The sequence below is a fragment of the Achromobacter sp. Root565 genome (assembly GCF_001427425.1).
GTDB lineage: Bacteria > Pseudomonadota > Gammaproteobacteria > Burkholderiales > Burkholderiaceae_B > Achromobacter > Achromobacter spanius_D.
This window is the reverse complement of the sequence record NZ_LMGO01000001.1, coordinates 452,564-468,858: the sequence shown is the minus strand read 5'-3', so window position 1 is coordinate 468,858 and position 16,295 is coordinate 452,564. Positions and strand designations below refer to the sequence as shown.

Here is a 16,295-nt window from a genome sequence, read left to right as displayed (position 1 = left end):
TTCATCGCCGGTACGGGGCATCCAGACCCCGCTGCGTCCTATACGGAGACATCATGACCCCCACCAGATTGCTCGCGAGCTGTGCTCTCGCGCTTGGCGCCGTGTGTGCGGCTGCCGCCGCGTCGGCCGCCGGCTACCCGGACCGCCCCATCCGCCTGATCGTGCCGACCTCGCCCGGCTCGACCGCCGACGTGGTCGCGCGCGTCGTGGCCGAGAACCTGGGCAAGACGCTGGCCCAGCCCATGATCGTGGAAAACCTGGCCGGCGCGGCGGGCATTCCGGGCACGCGCCAACTGGTGTCCGCCAAGCCCGACGGCTATACGCTGGCCATCGTGTCGTCCAACCATGCCATCAATCCCAGCCTGTACAAGAGCTTGCCCTACGACACGGTCAAGGACATCACGCCGATTTCCGTCATCGGCACGACGCCGCTCGTGGTCGTGGTGGCGGAGAACTCTCCGTACAGGACGATGGACGACCTGCTGAAGGCCGCCCGCGCGCAGCCGGGCAAGATCAACTACGGCTCGTCCGGGACGGGCAGCGTGCTGCACCTGGCCGGCGAGCTGCTCAAGTCCAAGGCGGGCGTGGACATGATGCACATCCCGTACAAGGGCGGCAACGCGCTGATCACCGACGTGATGTCGGGACAGATCCAGGTCGCCTTCCTGGCCTCCCCGTCCGTGCTGGCGCAAGTGCAGGCGGGCAAGCTGCGCGCGCTTGCCGTCAGCACGCCCGAGCGCCTGCCCATCCTGCCCAACGTGCCCACGCTGGACGAGGCCGGGGTGAAGGGCTATTCGTACGACGCCTGGATCTCGCTGATCGGACCGGCCGGGCTGCCCGCCGATGTCGTGCAGAAGCTGCAGGCCGCCACGCGCAAGACCATGCAAGAGCCGGCGGTGCTCAAGGCGCTGTCGCCGCAGGGCTTTGTGGCGCAGGGCACCACGGCGGAACAGGCGGCGCAGACGCTGGCCGCCGAGATCACCAAGAGCCAGACGCTCGTCAAGGCGGCGGGCGTCACCATCGAATGACCGGATTGCCATGACTTCCGCATCTTTACTCGACGCCCCGGCCCGCCTGCTGTTTCTGGCGCAGGACCCGGCCCGCGTGGCCGCGCAACTGGGCGGCGCGGCGCTGACTCTGCTTGACGCCGCGCCACTGCGCGACGACATCTCCACCGACGAGATCACGCCGGTCCCGATCCTGACTCACTTCGACGAGAAACTGGGCCGGTATCCGTACACGGGCTTTCGGGCGGGCGACACCCAGCCCATCGGCATCGACGCCATCCGGCAGTCGGGCATCAACGTCGTCGTCGCGGGCAAGCGGTACGGCAAGGGCTCGTCGCGCGAGCACAGCCCGATGGCCGAGAAGTCCGCCGGCGTGCGGCTGGTGATCGCCGAAAGCTTCGAGCGCATCTACCGCCAGAACGCCGACAACATCGGGCTGTACACCAGCACCGACATGGGACTGGTGGCGCGGCTGCAAGGGGGCGAGCGCATCACGGTTGATGAGATCGTGGCTGGGCGCGACGCGTTGGCGGCGGCGATCGTCAAGGCGGGCGGTCTGCTGGCATTTGGGCAGGCGCAGTTGCGCGATGTGACGCCCGCCGCCGAATCCGCCGCTGAATCTTCCGACATGGCTGGCGCGCCGCCGCGCACGCTCTTCGAAAAAATCGTCCGGCGGCATCTCCTGCAAACGCCCGCGACCGCGGCGGACCCGCAGCAAGGCGACGGCGTCTTCCTGCGCGCGGACTGGCGCTTCATCCATGAGTACTACTCCGGCATGGCCGCCCATATGCTGCATGCGCGGTTCGGCCGGCCCCTGCGATTGGCGGACCCGGATCGCATCGTGGTGTTCGAGGACCACACCTCCTACGTCGAGGAAAGCCCCAACCACGTGCGCGCGGGCATCGTGCCCAATGTGCGCGCCATGTGCCAGGCGCAGCGCGACTTCGCCGACGCTTACGGGCTGCGCCAACATCGCACGCTGACTGAGGCCGAGGCGGCGCGCGACACCGGCGCCAACGTGGCTGGCATCTCGCACGCCATGATGGCCGAACACTACGCGCTGCCGGGACAGGTCGTGGTCGGCACCGACTCGCACACCCCGCACAGCGGAGCGCTGGGTTGCGTGGCCTTTGGCGTGGGCACCACCGATATGGCGAACGCGTTCGTCACGGGCGCGGTGCGGCTGACGCTGCCGGCCTCGCTGCGCATCGAACTGGACGGTGCGCCGGCGCAAGGGGTGACGGCCAAGGACATCGTGCTGCACCTGCTGGCGTTGCCCGAAATCCGCGCGGGCGCCGGCGTGGGCAAGGTGTTCGAGTTTGCGGGCGAGGCCATCGCCAGTCTGTCCATCGACGAGCGCGCCACGCTGACCAACATGACCGCCGAACTGGGCGGACTGACAGGCATCGTCGCGCCAGACGCCGAGACCGCCCGCTTCCTGCGTGAACGCCGCGGGGTGGACGCCGGCATTGAACCGTGGATGCGCAGCGATCCGGACGCCGGCTACGCCGCCGTCCTGCGCGTGGACTGCGCCACGCTGTCGCCGCTGGTGGCATCGCCCGGAGACCCCGGCAACGGCGTGCCGTTGTCCAGCCTGACCGCGCGGCCGCGCATCGACATTGCGTATGGCGGCTCCTGTACCGCCGGCAAGCGCGAGGATTTCGACTACTACCACCAGGTGCTGGCGTGGGCCGTGGCGCGCGGACTGCGGTTGCCGGACGGCGTGACGCTGTATCTGCAATACGGCACCACGGCCGTGCGCGACTACTGCGTGGCGCAGGGCTACGACAAGACCTTTGCCGCTGTGGGCGCGCGCATCCTGCAGCCGTCGTGCGGCGCGTGCGCGAATTGCGGGCCGGGGTCGTCGACCGAGGCGTCGCAGGTGACGATCAGCGCCATCAACCGGAATTTTCCGGGCAGATCGGGGCCCGGCAGCGTCTGGCTGGCCAGCCCGCCCACGGTCATGGCGAGCGCGCTGGCCGGAGAGCTGGCGTCGTTTGCCGAACTGCAGGCGCGGTACTAGGGTTCCCCCCACTTCGCGCGCCGCGAAGCCCTGCTTCACAAATCCTTAATTGGCAGCCAAACCGGGCTGCGTCAGAGTGCGCAACAGAGAAAACGGCCGCCAGATGCCGTTTCCGGTCGCGCGCATTGATCGCGGCCCGCCGCAAGGCGCCTTCGCACGGAAAACACCCTGTCGACGTTGTGAACCCGGGACACACCGGGAGCTTGCTGATCGGCCGCGCCGTCCGGGCTGCGGCTTCCCCCTGTTGGTCCGAGGAGACAACAATGAGCAAGAGCTGGAAGGCAATGGTTGGGGCGGTGGCGGTCATGGCGGGCGGATGGGCGCACGCCGCCGATGCGCCGCCGGTGGACGTGAAGCTGATGCAACTGTCGGTGGGCAAGATCGAACTGGACAAAGGCTTCATGACCGCCATGGTCGACGTGGGCACCAAGATCAAGATTCCGGTGCCTGCCTACGTGATCCAGCATCCGCGCGGCCTGGTGCTGTTCGACACCGGCATGAACCAGGCCACGGCCGACGGCAACTGCGCCAATTACTGGGGACAGGGGCTGTGCGGCGCGTTCAATTCCATCCAGGGCCGCGACGAGGTCATCGACCGCCAGCTCAAGGCCGCCGGCTTTGACGTGAGCGACGTGAAGTACGTCGTGTACTCGCACTTCCATCTGGATCACGCCGGCAACATCAAGATGTTCCCCAAGGCCAAGCACGTCGTGCAGAAAGCCGAGCTGCGCGCCGCCTGGTGGCCCGAGAAATTCCAGCGCGCGGCCTACGTCATGAAGGACTTCGACACCACGCGCGACTATGACTTCATCCAGGTCGAGGGCGACTTCGATCTGTTCGGCGACGGCACCATCGTGCTGCTGGACACCAAGGGCCACACGCAGGGCCACCAATCGCTGCAGGTCAAGCTGCCCAAGACCGGCGTCGTGCTGCTGGCGGCCGACGCCATCTATACCGGTGAAAACGAAGCGGGCGTCATTCCGGGCATCACCTGGAACACGGCGGCGTCCATGCAGGCCATCGACCGCCTCAAGCAGATTCGCGACGCGCGCCAGGGGCAGCTCTGGTACAGCCATGACGCGGAGCAGCACGCGCAGAACGCGAAAACCAAAGTGTTCGACTAAGGCGCGCCATGGAGCCCGCCGTCGCCTTGCACCAGGTCTGCAAGTCGTTCGGATCCCGCCAGGTCCTGGAATCCCTCAGCCTGTCCGTCAGGCCGGGGGAGATCCTGGGCCTGCTGGGACCGAACGGCAGCGGCAAGACCACCACGCTGCGCCTGATGGCGGGCTTCTACACACCCGACAGCGGGCGCATCACGATCCGGGGGCGCGAGCCCGCACCGGGCCGCGGCAACGTCGACATCGGCTATCTGCCCGAACGCGCGCCGCTCTATGACGCGCTGACGGTCACGCAATACCTGGAATTTGGCGCGGGCGTCAAAGTGCAGGGCGGCGCCAGCGCGCGCCGCCTGGCCATCGAACGCGCCATTGACGGCTTCGATCTGCAAGGCGTGGCGCGCTCGGTGATCGGCCGCCTGTCCAAGGGGCAGCGCCAGCGCGTGGGGCTGGCGCAGGCGGTGCTGAACGACCCGCCGGTGCTGTTGCTGGACGAAGCCACCAACGGCCTGGATCCCGTGCAGATCGTGGAAGCGCGCGCAATGATCCGGCGCTGCGCCGAAGGCCGCGCAGTGGTGTTCAGCAGCCACTTGATGCAGGAGGTCGAGGCGCTGTGCTCGCGCATCGCCATCCTGCGGCAAGGCCGGCTGATCGAGGACCAGCCGCTGGGCGAATCGCGGGCCGCGCTGCAATTGCAGCTGTCCCTGCCCACCGCCGGGCATGCCGCATTGCACGCGGCGTTGTCCGCGTGCCCGGGCGTGAAGGCCGTGGACATCACGCTGCTGGATGCCGGCACCAGCAAGTGGCGCGTCACGTGGGACCCGCCCGGTGCAAATGTGGCCACCCACGCGACCACCAGCGCGGCCGCCTGCGACGCCGTGATGCGCACCGCGCTGGCGCACGCGGAACTGCGCGCCGTGCTGCCCGCGCACGAAGCGGTCGAAGCCCGCCTGTTGGCGGCGCTGGCGCCCAACGATCCCCCATTACGGAGACGCGCATGAAGGGCTTCGCGGCGTTGTACCGCAAGGAACTGCGCACCGACTTCGGCTCGCCCGTGGCGCTGGCCGTCGTGGCGGTGTTCTGGGCCCTGTCGGGCTATCTGTTCAGCTTCAACCTGTTCTTCGTCAGCACCGGGCAGATGGTGACGGCGTTTCACAACATGACCATCCTGCTGATGTTGGTGATGCCACTGGTCAGCATGCGAGCCTTCGCCGAAGAGGCGCGCCAGGGCACGCTGGAGCTGTTGCTGACCCTGCCGCTGTCGGACGTCACGCTGGTCGCCGCCAAGTTCGCGGCGGGGCTGACCATGCTGGCGCTGATGTTGGCCGGTACGATGTCGGCGGTGCTGCCGCTGGCCTGGTACGGCCAACCGGACTACGGTCCGATCGTGGGCGGGTACATCGGCGTGTTCCTGTACGGCGCGCTGTTCCTGGCGATCGGCATTGCCGTGTCCAGCGCCTGCTCGAACCAGATCGTCGCCGCCAGCGCCACGTGGGGCATCCTTGTGCTGCTGTGGTTCATCGACTATCCGGCGGCGCTGGATACGTTTCCGGCGCTGTCGCCGTTCTTTCAGGCCTTGTCGCTGTCGGCGCAGCACGTGGACTTCATCCGGGGCGTGCTGCCCGGTCCCGCCACCGTCACGCTGGCCAGCGTGGCGGTGCTGGCGCTGATGGTGGCATCGGTCAACCTGAAACGCTGGAGGCTGCGATGAGCCCCGCCTTGCGCCGCGCCGGGCGGCGGCTGTTGCTGTGGCTGCCCGTGCTGGCCGTTGCCGCGTTGCTGCTGGCGCTGAACCTGTGGGCGTCGCGGAATCTGGGCCGCATCGATTTGACCGCGCAGCGCGTGTACAGCCTGGCCCCCGAAAGCCTGGAGGTCGCGCGGCAGGTGCGCCAGCCCGTCGAGGTGACCTGGTTCTACGACCTGCGCAACAAAAGCATGGTCGACGCGCTGGAGCTGCTGCGCCAGTACGAACGCGAAAATCCGTTGATCCGCGTGCGCGGGGTCGACCCCGCACTGCGACCGGCCGAAGCGCGCGCCGCCGGCATCCAGTTTGCGGGCAGCGCCGTGCTGGCCTCGGGCGAGCGGCGCACTACCATCAACGGCGGCACCGAAACCGACTTCACCAATGCGCTCATCCGCATCAGCCAGAACGGCGCGCAGACCGTCTGCTTCACGCAGGGCCATCGCGAAGCGCCGCTCGACAGCCTGACTTCACTGGACGACCTGGAAGACCACGATCACGACGAGAACCTGGTGGCGCGTGTCGAGGTGCATGAACAGCACGGCATGGCGATGGCGCGCAACGCGTTGCAGACGCTGGGGTTTTCGACGCGCGCGGTGGGCGCGGGCAGTCTGGCGCAGGCATTGCCGCGCTGCGCTGTCGTGGTGGCGGCCGGCCCGCGCACGCCGTTTGGCGACGATGACGCCCAGGCGCTGCGCCGCTGGACCGGCGCGGGGGGCAAGACGCTGTTGCTCCTGGAACCCGATACCCGGCACGGCCTGGACGGTCTGCTGTCCGACTTCGGCATCGCGCTGGCGCCGGGCGCGCTGGCCGATGCGGGCAGCCATTACCGCAACGATCCCGGCAGTCCCGCCGTCAGCGACTACACGCGGCACAAGATGACGCGCGGCTTGCCGCTTAGCTTCTTTCCGGGCGCGGCCGGCCTGGAACCCGCGGGCGACGCGCTGCCGCCCGGCGTGGTGGTGACGCCGCTGGCGCAGACCTCCGCCGATGCGCAGGTGCCCGGCCAGCCGCCGTCACGCTACACGCTGATGGCGCTGGCCACGCGCAACGCGCAGGCGGCCAATGCGGACGGGGCCGCGCATCCCACGCTGCTGGTCGCGGGCGATAGCGATTTCGCGATAAACCGGCATTTCGCCACGCTGGGCAACGGCGCGCTGTTCACCAATGCCGTCACCCTGCTGGCGGGCGAAGACGCGCTCCTGACGATCCGGCCCCGTCACTACGAGAACCGCCGCGTGGAACTGACCAACCGCCAGATGCGCGCGGTGTTCTGGACCAGCACGGTCGCGTTGCCGCTGCTTGCGTTGCTGACGGGGCTGCTGCTGTGGTGGAGGCGGCGTTGAACGCGCGCCGCGCGCTATGGCCGGCGCTGCTGGCAGCGGGCATTGCGCTGTCGGTGTGGCAATGGCACGAGGCCGCCGAATCGCCGGCGCATCACGACGGTCATACCCATCTGCACGACGACCGCGGCAAGCCCGCCAGACTTTACGCCTGGGAGCCCGGCATGGCCGCGCAGGTGACGTTGGCAGGTCCCGCGGGAACCGTCCAATTGGCGCGCGGCCCGCAGGGCTGGACCGCCACGCCGCCAGGCGCCGCCGCAGGCTTTGACGCGGCCGACTTCATAGCGCTTTTTTCACAGGCGCGCAGCGACCGCACGCTGCCCCCGCAGGACGGCGAAACCTATGGCCTCGCGCCGCCGCAACTGCGCATCGACGTGCGCGATGCCACGGGCGCGAGCTTGGCGAAGCTGGACGTCGGCGCGCTGGCGCCAGATGGATTAGGCCGTTATGTACGACTGCCGGATGAGGCGCAGATCCGGATTATCCCGGACTATCAAACCCGGGCGCCGCTGGCGGCGCTGGGGGCGTCCGCCGCCACTCCACCGCTTGTTAAACCCGCCTTGCACAAAGATAAATAGGTCGCCGATAAACCCCTACCTATACTTCGCAAACATAGACAGGCGGGCAGGCCCAAAGCGGTAGCGGGACGGGTCTGCAGCCTGAAATAAAAGGGCCTTCCGGCACCTTGCGCAGCCTGCGCAAGACGGCACGGAAAGGTTGATAACGAGACAAGGGCGCGCCGGGCGCGCCCGGGCGCAAGCCCGCACGCCGCGCGCTCCTGACGGTTCGTCGCGTCCGTGCTCAGCGTATTGGGAGAAGACGCTTGACCTTGGATCTACTGCCTCTCGCCTTGGTGGACGGCGTGGCATACGCCAGTCTGCTGTTCCTGGTATCGATGGGGTTAACCCTGGTGTTCGGTGTGATGGGGATACTGAACGTCGCCCACGGCGCGTTCTACGCCTTCGGCGGTTATGCCGCGGCCAGCCTCGTCATGTTCGTGGCCCCCAAGACCGACTCTCCCATTCTTCTTTTCGCGGCGTTGTTCGTGGCGGCCATCGCCGTCGGGCTGCTGCTGGGCAGCATCATGGAATTCGTCCTGATCCGCCGCGCCCAGAACTACGACCCCATCCTCAAGCTGCTGCTTACCTTCGGCGCGTTCCTGATGCTGGAAGACATCCAGCGCCTGCTGTGGGGCGCGCAGCCCTATAGCGCCAGCGAAGTCGTCAACCGGCTGGGCAACATCGAGATCGGGGACATCACCTACACCACGTATCAGCTGGTGGTGGTGCCCGCCACAGCGCTGCTGGCCTACGTGTGCCTGGAATTCTTCCTGCGCCACACCAAGCTGGGCAAGCAGACGGTAGCAACCACACACCACCGCGAAGTCGCGACGTCGCTCGGCATCAACGCCAAGAAGATCGGCTACGTTACCTTCGTGATCGCGACCATCCTGGGCGCCTTGGGCGGAGCGCTGGCCTCGCCCACCACATCGCTCGTGCCAGGCGCCGGCACCGACATGACGGTGCTGTCATTCGCGGTGGTCGCCACCGCCGGGCTGGGCCAGATCACCGGCGCGCTGATCGCCGCGCTGCTCATCGGCATCATCCGCGCCATCGCCGTGTACGCCGCGCCGGAGCTGGAAGTTGCCGTGCCCTACATCATCATGGTGCTGGTGCTGATCATCCGCCCGCACGGTCTGTTCACCGTTGCTCAAGCGAGGACGATCTGATGAAAGTCCCTGTCCTCAGCCTGCTGGCCGCGCTGTTCACGCTGTTCCTTGGCTACACCTATTCCTGGACGATCACGCCCATCGTCATCGGCCTGACCTATGCGATTGCCGCACTGGGCGTGTCGGTGATGGCGCGCGCTGGCCAGATCTCGTTCGGCCACGCCATGTTTGCCTGCATCTCGGCGTACACCGTGGCGTTTCTGGCCAAGGCCATGCCCGGCCTGGATGCGCTGGCGCTGATCCTGGCCGGCGTTGTCGCCAGTTTTGTCGCCGCCGTCGTCATCGGCCTGTTCGTGGTGCGTTACCGCGGCATCTTCTTCGGCATGTTGAATTTGGCGCTCAGCATGGTGCTGTTTGCGCTCTTGGGCAAGCTCTACACGCTGACCGGCGGCTCCGACGGCATGCGCATCGTGCGCCCGACCATGGCCGGCATCGTGATGGAGCGCGAATCCTTCGAACGCGCGCTGCTGGTGCTGACGCTGGTCCTGTCGCTGGTGCTGGCGTGGTGGGTGCAGCGTTACTTCCGCTCGGGCAGCGGCCAGGCGCTGTCGGCCATCAAGACCAACGAAACGCGGATCGAATACCTGGGGTTTTCCGCGTACTTCATCATGTGGAAGGGTTATCTGCTGTCGGCGGTGGTGGTGGGCTTTTCGGGCGCGATCCTTGCGCTGATGCAAGGGCTGGTCACGCCGGAAATCGGCTCGTGGCTGCGCTCGGGCGAATTCGTCTTCATCACCATCCTGGGCGGCGCGGGCCATGCCGCCGGCGCATTCTTGGGCGCGGTGGGCTTTGAATCCGTAAAGCTCGTTTCCGCCGCCTACTTCCCCGGTCTCTGGCAGTTCCTGTTGGGCCTCACGCTGATCCTGGTCATTTTCATGTTCCCCACGGGCTTCGTGGGCCAGATCACCAAGCGCATCAAATCGCGTGAACGTGCGCAACGCCGCGCGCAGGCGCCCGTGCAGGTCGCAGCAAGGAACTGATGATGAAACCCCTCATTCAAACCACCGACCTGTACCTCGCCTTCGGCGGCGTGGTGGCCGCCGACAACATCAACTTCGAGTTGCACGAAGGCGAACGCCTGGCGGTGATCGGCCAGAACGGCGCGGGCAAGACCACGTTCATCAACATCTGCACGGGGTACCTGACGCCCGCCAAGGGCAAGGTCTATTTCGACGGCAAGGACGTCACCGCCATGGCGCCGCGCAAGATCGTGCGCCTGGGCATGGGGCGCTCGTTCCAGCTGCCGCAGCTGTTCACCGAACACACCGTGCGCCAGTGCGTACAGATCGCGGCCGCTCGCCGCAACAAGGAACTGAGCTGGTTCCGGTCGCTGGAAAGCACCATCGACGCGCGCGAGGTGGACGCGACGCTGGAACTGGTGGGCCTCTTGCCCGACGCCGACGAAGCCTGCATCGAGCTGCCCGAAGGCAAGCGCAAGCTGCTGGACGTGGCGATGGCGCTGGCGCTGCAGCCCAAGCTGCTGATCATGGACGAGCCCACCAGCGGCGTCGCGTCGGAAGACAAGTTCGCGTTGATGGAAACCGTGATGCACGCGCTGGACGAGCGCCGCGTGACAAGCTGGTTCGTCGAGCACGACGTGGACATCGTGTCGCGCTACGCCACCCGCGTGGCGGCCTGGATCGCGGGCAAGGTGGCCGCGGACGGATCGCCCGAGGAAGTCTTGAATAATCCGCAGATCAGAAGCGAAGTGCTGGGGGCCTGAACCATGTTGAATCTATCGGCCATCAACGTCGACCTGGCGGGCAATCGCATCCTGCGCGACGTCAGCGCCAGCTTCGAAGCGTCCCGCACCATCGGCATCGTCGGGCGCAACGGCGCGGGCAAGACCACGCTGCTGCGCACCATCATGGGTCTGACGCGTATCCGCTCCGGCAAGATTGCATTCGACGGCACCGACCTCACCGCGTTGCCCGGCCACAAGCGCGCCGCAATGAAGGTGGGCTACGCGCCCGAAGACCGCGTCATCTTCCCGACCATGACCGTCGAGGAAAACCTGCACCTGCCGTGCGAGGTGCAGGGCCAGTCCAAGGCTGAGATCCAGGCTCGCATGGACACCGTGCTGAAGGTGGTGCCGCAGCTGGAGCCGATGCTCAAGCGGTCCGGCTCCGCGCTGTCGGGCGGGCAGGGCAAGATGGTGGCGCTGGCACGGGCCGTCATGGTCGGCACGCGGCTCTTGATGCTGGATGAACCCTTTCAGGGGCTCGCGCCCAAGCTGGCGCGCGACTACACCGAGGCGCTGGGCCGGCTCAAGGAAATGCAGCCCGACCTGTGCGTGGTCATCACCGAATCCAACGTGAAGCTGCTGGGCGACATCCCCGACCAGATATGGACGATCGAGCGCGGCTCGATCACGCTGAACTGATACCCCACGGAGACATTCCCATGACGCAGATGATTATCGGCGGCCGCCAGGTCGATGCCCAGGACGGGCGCACGATCGAGGTCGTTTCCCCCGTAGACGGCGAGGTGTTCACCACCATTCCGCGCGGCCAGCAGGCCGACGTCAACGCGGCCGTGCAAGCCGCCCGCGACGCGCTGGAAGGCGCCTGGGGCGACATGACGGCGCTGGAACGCGGCCGCCTGCTGATGCGCCTGGGCGAAAGCGTGCTGGCGCACCACGAGGAACTGGCGCAACTGGAATCGCGCGATACCGGCAAGCCCATGTCCACCGCGCGCGGCGACATCACCGTGCTGGCTCGCTACTTCGAGTTCTACGGCGGCGCGGCCGACAAGGTGCACGGCCAGACCATCCCGTTCCAGAAGGACTATTCGGTGCAGCTCATCCGCGAGCCGCTGGGCGTCACCGCACACATCATTCCGTGGAACTACCCCGCGCAGATGTTCGGCCGCAGCGTGGCGCCGGCGCTTGCCATGGGCAACGCCGCCGTCGTCAAACCCGCCGAGGACGCCTGCCTGTCGATCATCCGCGTGGCCGAACTGGCGCTGGAAGTCGGCTTTCCGCCGGGCGCGCTGAACATCGTCTCGGGGCTGGGCGAAGAGGCCGGCGCTGCGCTGTCGCGCCATCCCGGCATCAACTTCATCACCTTCACCGGCTCGAACGAAGTCGGCGTGCTGGTCCAGCAGGCCGCCGCGCTCAACGCGGTCAAGTGCGTGCTGGAACTGGGCGGCAAGTCGGCGCACATCGTCTTTGACGACGCCAACTACAAGCTCGCAATTCCGGCCATCGTCAAGGGCATCGTCCACAACACCGGCCAGACCTGCACGGCGGGCAGCCGGCTGCTGGTGCAAAAGGGCATCTACGACGACTTCATGAAGGCGCTGGGCGCGGAATTCGCAAAGGTGCGCGCCGGCACGCCGGACATGGACCTGACGTGCGGGCCCGTCGTCAACAAGGCGCAGTACGACCGCGTCAACCGCTACATCGCCAAGGGCCTGTCCGAAGGCCTGAAGGTCGCGGCCGAAGGCGGCATTGCCGATGGCGTGCCGCAGGGCGGCTACTTCGTCAAACCCACGCTCTTCGCGGCCACCAGCCATGACAGCGACCTGCTGACGCAGGAGATCTTCGGGCCGGTGCTGGTCGCGCTGCCGTTCGCCGACGAGGCCGAGGCTATCCGTCTGGCCAACGCCACCGACTACGGCCTGTTGGGCGCGGTCTGGACCGAGAACGGCGGACGCCAGCAGCGCGTGGCGCGCGGCATCAAGTGCGGCCAGGTCTACATCAACGGCTTCGGCGCGGGCGGCGGTGTCGAACTGCCATTCGGCGGCGTCAAGAAAAGCGGCCACGGCCGGGAAAAAGGCTTCATCGCGCTGGAAGAGATGAGCACGACCAAGACTCTGATTCAGTTCTATGGCGAGTGATCGCCGCGCACAATACGGAGACAAGAAATGAGCCAGTTGCAAGGCAAGGTTGCGATCGTCACGGGCGGCGGTAACGGTTTCGGCGAGGGCATCGTCAAGCTGTACGCCAAGGAAGGCGCCAAGGTCGTGATCGCGGACATCAATAAAGAGGCCGCCGACCGCGTGGCGGCCGAAATCGGCGACGCCGCGCTGGCCGTGAAGGCCGACGTGTCCAGCCGCGCCGACATCGACAACGTGGTGCGCGCCGCGCTCGACAAATTCGGTACTGTGGACATCGTAGTCAACAACGCTGCCATCACCCACAAGAACCAGCCGATGCTGGACGTGGACGAGGCTACCTTCGACCGTATGTTCGACATCAACGTGAAGTCGATCTATCACATGGCCCAGGCCGTCGTGCCCGTCATGCGCAAGCAGAAGCGCGGCGTGATTCTGAATATAGGATCGACGGCCGGAATCCGTCCGCGTCCGGGCCTCAGTTGGTACAACGCGTCCAAGGGCGCGGTCAACGTGCTGTCCAAGTCGATGGCCGTGGAGCTGGGCGGTGAGGGCATCCGCGTCAACGCCATCTGCCCGGTCATGGGCGTCACCGGCATGTTCGAACTCTTCATGGGCTTGCCCGACACCCCCGAGAACCGCGCGAAGTTCGTGTCGACCATTCCGCTCGGCCGCTTCTGCCAGCCGTCCGACGTGGCCGCGGCCGCGCTGTTTCTGGCCAGCGATGCCGCCGAGTTCATCACGGGCGTGGAATTCCCCGTCGACGGCGGGCGCACGGTATAGGTTTGGACGCCGGCGTGCCGCGGGGTCGCGGCGTGCCGGATGCCGCGACCGCCCGCGGTCCGGATCACTTCTGTGGATGAAGACGCATGAAAATCAAAGCGGCGTTATTGCGGCAAGTGGGGGTCGAAGGACCGTATGCGCAGACCCGGCCCCTGACCATCGCGGATATCGAGCTGGACCCGCCCGGGTTCGGCGAAGTGCTGGTCAGAATCCGTGCGGCCGGCCTGTGCCATTCGGACCTGTCCGTCATCAACGGCGACCGGCCGCGCGGCGTGCCGATCGTGCTGGGCCATGAATCTTCCGGCGAAGTCGTGGAAACCGGGCCGGGCGTCACGGACCTGAAGGCCGGCGATCACGTTGCCATGGTGTTCGTGCCCAGCTGCGGCTGCTGCAATCCCTGCATGGAAGGCCGGCCCGCGCTGTGCGAACCGGGCGCCGTGGCCAACACCAAGGGAACGTTGCTGGGCGGCGAGCGCCGCCTGCACATCGGCGACGAATACATCAACCATCACACCGGCGTGTCCTGCTTCGCGGAATACGCCGTGGTGTCGCGGCGCTCGTGCGTCAAGGTGAATGTCGAACTGTCCCACCGCGAGGCCGCGCTGTTCGGATGCGCCGTGCTGACCGGCGCCGGCGCCGTCATCAACCGCGCGCGCATCAAGGTGGGCGACACCGCCGCGATCGTGGGGCTGGGCGGCGTGGGCCTGAGCGCGCTGCTGGCCGCCGTTGCCGCGGGCGCGCGCCGCGTGGTCGCCATCGACCTCAGCGACGAAAAACTGGCGCTGGCGAAAGAGCTGGGCGCCACGCACCTCGTCAACCCGAAGCAGGTCAAGACCGACGACGACCTCATGGATCTGGCCGGCGGCCGCGTGGACTTCGGCTTTGACATGGCGGGCGCCGTGCCCGCCTTCGAGACCGCCTACAAGCTCACGCGCCGCGGCGGCGCCACGGTCACGTCCGGCCTGCCCAATCCCAAGTTCAGCTTCCCGCTGTCGTTGTCGCAAATGGTGGGCGAAGAGCGCGAGATCCGGGGCAGCTACCTGGGCTCGGGCGTGCCCGCCATCGACATCAGCCGCTACATCGACCTGTACAAGGCCGGCCGCCTGCCGGTCGACAGGATGATGGGCCAATCGTTTTCGCTGGACCAGATCAACGAGGGGTTCGATCACCTCGCCACCGGCGGCAGCCTGCGCGACGCCATCGTTTTCTAAGGGCACAGACCCGATCAACAACACTGGAGACAACACCATGAAGACCTCAAGACTGGCGGCCTTGCTGGGCGCCACCCTGCTGTCGGGCCTGGCCACGCTGGCCATCGCCGCCGACAAACCCAAGGAACTGAACGTCGGCATCTCGACCTTCCTGTCGGGCTCGGCGTCCGTGTTCGGCGTGCCGGCGCGCGATGCGGCCGACATCCTGATCGAAGAGATCAACGCGGGCGGCGGCATCGACGGCGTCAAGATCGTGCCCAGCTACATCGACGAAGGCGGCGGCGGCGAAAAGCTCTTGTCCGAATACCGGCGCCTGGCCGAAGGCGGCACGCGCGTGATGCTGTCGGCCATTTCCAGCGGCCACTGCAACATCGTCGCGCCCGTGGCCGAGGACCTGAAGGTGCTGAACGTGCTGTGGGACTGCGGCACGGAAAAGGCGTTGGAAGGCAAGAAATACAAGTACGTCGTGCGCACGCAGGCCAACGCCACCACCGAAATGGTCGCGCAGGTGCTGTACCTGATGAAGGTGAAGCCCGACTTCAAGACTATCGCCATCGTCAACCAGGACTACGCCTGGGGCCGCGATTCGCGCGACATCTTCCTGGCCGCGCTCAAGAAGTTCAAGCCCGACGTCAAGGTCGTCGCCGAGATGTTCCCCAAGTTCGGCGCCGCCGACTTCTCCACCGAAATCAGCCGCCTGCAGGCGCTGCGCCCCGACGTCATCGTCTCCACCTCGTGGGGCGGCGACCTGGACAACTTCGTGCGCCAGGCCTCGCAGCGCAACCTGTTCAAGAACTCCACCTTCGTGCTGTCGCTGGCCGAAAGCTCGCTGGAACGCCTGGGTAACGCGCTGCCTGAAGGCGTCCTGGTCGGCGCGCGTGGCGATCACTACTTCCTTCACCCGGAAACCAAGGACGATCCCAAGCACCAGGCTTTCGTGAAGAAATTCCACGACAAGACCGGCGCCTATCCGATCTACTCGGTCTATCACATGGTGCAAGGCATCTACGGCCTGAAGGCCGGCTACGAAAAGGCCATCAAGGACAACGGCGGCAACTGGCCCACCCCTGAACAGGTCGCGGCCGCGATGCACGACGTCAGCTTCAAGGGCTACGGCCGCGAAGTGAAAATGCACCGCGCCGACGGCCAGGCCTTGGAAGCGCAACTGTTCGGCGTCACCAAGAAGAGCGACAAGTACCCGTTCAAGGTCCTGGCCGACATCACCATCGTGCCGGCTGAGCTGGTGACGCCCGGGGTGACGGATACGTCGATGGCGTGGATCGAAAAGAGCCTGACGCCTGAKGTGTTGAAGAGCGACCAGATCAARGTGTTCCCGAACTGATCGGGACGGACTGAGCAAGCAGCAGTGTGTGGTGCAGGGATAGCCCCGGCGTAAASGCCGGGGCGTTTTTTTTGCGGCGGGTGCGCGCGTTGCCAGGTGTCTGACACCCTTGCACCACTGCGGCAAGCCCGGCAGCGTCTCACCAGGGTGTCAGACACCTCATT

General features: G+C 66.8%; 15 protein-coding genes. All 15 read left to right on the top strand.

Translation table 11 applies throughout. The features are described 5' to 3' along the window. Positions 1 to 53 precede the first annotated feature (53 nt). A complete protein-coding gene (locus tag ASD71_RS02080) occupies positions 54 to 1,028 on the top strand; it encodes a tripartite tricarboxylate transporter substrate binding protein (RefSeq protein ID WP_056559243.1) in 975 nt (324 codons plus the stop codon). Between the two features lie 10 nt (positions 1,029 to 1,038). Continuing rightward, positions 1,039 to 3,030 carry an aconitase family protein gene (locus tag ASD71_RS02075; RefSeq protein ID WP_056559241.1) on the top strand — a complete coding sequence of 664 codons (1,992 nt, stop codon included), beginning with the start codon at positions 1,039 to 1,041 and terminating at the stop codon, positions 3,028 to 3,030. A gap of 263 nt (positions 3,031 to 3,293) precedes the next feature. After that, entirely contained in the window at positions 3,294 to 4,154 is an 861-nt protein-coding gene (locus ASD71_RS02070; RefSeq protein ID WP_056559238.1) for an N-acyl homoserine lactonase family protein, read from the top strand. 8 nt (positions 4,155 to 4,162) lie between these two features. Continuing rightward, positions 4,163 to 5,146, top strand: a complete 984-nt coding sequence (locus ASD71_RS02065; protein WP_056559235.1) for an ABC transporter ATP-binding protein — start codon at positions 4,163 to 4,165, stop codon at positions 5,144 to 5,146. Next, positions 5,143 to 5,856 (top strand): ABC transporter permease, encoded by a 714-nt coding sequence (locus tag ASD71_RS02060; RefSeq protein ID WP_056559234.1) that lies wholly within the window; start codon positions 5,143 to 5,145, stop codon positions 5,854 to 5,856. Before ASD71_RS02065 ends, ASD71_RS02060 begins: the two co-directional genes overlap by 4 nt. Next, positions 5,853 to 7,232, top strand: coding sequence for a GldG family protein (locus ASD71_RS02055; protein ID WP_056559231.1), 1,380 nt, complete (start codon positions 5,853 to 5,855; stop codon positions 7,230 to 7,232). The genes ASD71_RS02060 and ASD71_RS02055 overlap by 4 nt, the downstream gene beginning before the upstream one ends. After that, complete coding sequence (locus ASD71_RS02050) at positions 7,229 to 7,807, top strand: DUF4340 domain-containing protein (protein WP_235512002.1); 579 nt, start codon at positions 7,229 to 7,231, stop codon at positions 7,805 to 7,807. Before ASD71_RS02055 ends, ASD71_RS02050 begins: the two co-directional genes overlap by 4 nt. A 245-nt stretch (positions 7,808 to 8,052) precedes the next feature. Then, entirely contained in the window at positions 8,053 to 8,958 is a 906-nt protein-coding gene (locus ASD71_RS02045; RefSeq protein ID WP_056559226.1) for a branched-chain amino acid ABC transporter permease, read from the top strand. Then, complete coding sequence (locus ASD71_RS02040; RefSeq protein ID WP_056559223.1) at positions 8,958 to 9,938, top strand: branched-chain amino acid ABC transporter permease; 981 nt, start codon at positions 8,958 to 8,960, stop codon at positions 9,936 to 9,938. Before ASD71_RS02045 ends, ASD71_RS02040 begins: the two co-directional genes overlap by 1 nt. A 2-nt stretch (positions 9,939 to 9,940) precedes the next feature. After that, positions 9,941 to 10,681 (top strand): ABC transporter ATP-binding protein, encoded by a 741-nt coding sequence (locus tag ASD71_RS02035; RefSeq protein WP_056559219.1) that lies wholly within the window; start codon positions 9,941 to 9,943, stop codon positions 10,679 to 10,681. 3 nt (positions 10,682 to 10,684) lie between these two features. Further along, the gene (locus ASD71_RS02030) at positions 10,685 to 11,341 is read left to right on the top strand and encodes an ABC transporter ATP-binding protein (protein WP_056559215.1); all 657 of its coding nucleotides are present in this window, start codon (positions 10,685 to 10,687) and stop codon (positions 11,339 to 11,341) included. Between the two features lie 20 nt (positions 11,342 to 11,361). Beyond that, positions 11,362 to 12,798 carry an aldehyde dehydrogenase family protein gene (locus ASD71_RS02025; RefSeq protein WP_056559211.1) on the top strand — a complete coding sequence of 479 codons (1,437 nt, stop codon included), beginning with the start codon at positions 11,362 to 11,364 and terminating at the stop codon, positions 12,796 to 12,798. A gap of 27 nt (positions 12,799 to 12,825) precedes the next feature. Continuing rightward, positions 12,826 to 13,578, top strand: coding sequence for a glucose 1-dehydrogenase (locus tag ASD71_RS02020; protein WP_056559207.1), 753 nt, complete (start codon positions 12,826 to 12,828; stop codon positions 13,576 to 13,578). An 86-nt stretch (positions 13,579 to 13,664) separates the two neighbouring features. Beyond that, positions 13,665 to 14,789, top strand: a complete 1,125-nt coding sequence (locus ASD71_RS02015; protein WP_056559204.1) for a zinc-dependent alcohol dehydrogenase family protein — start codon at positions 13,665 to 13,667, stop codon at positions 14,787 to 14,789. Positions 14,790 to 14,826: 37 nt separating this feature from the next. Next, positions 14,827 to 16,131 (top strand): ABC transporter substrate-binding protein, encoded by a 1,305-nt coding sequence (locus ASD71_RS02010; RefSeq protein WP_056559201.1) that lies wholly within the window; start codon positions 14,827 to 14,829, stop codon positions 16,129 to 16,131. The last annotated feature ends 164 nt before the right edge of the window (positions 16,132 to 16,295 follow it).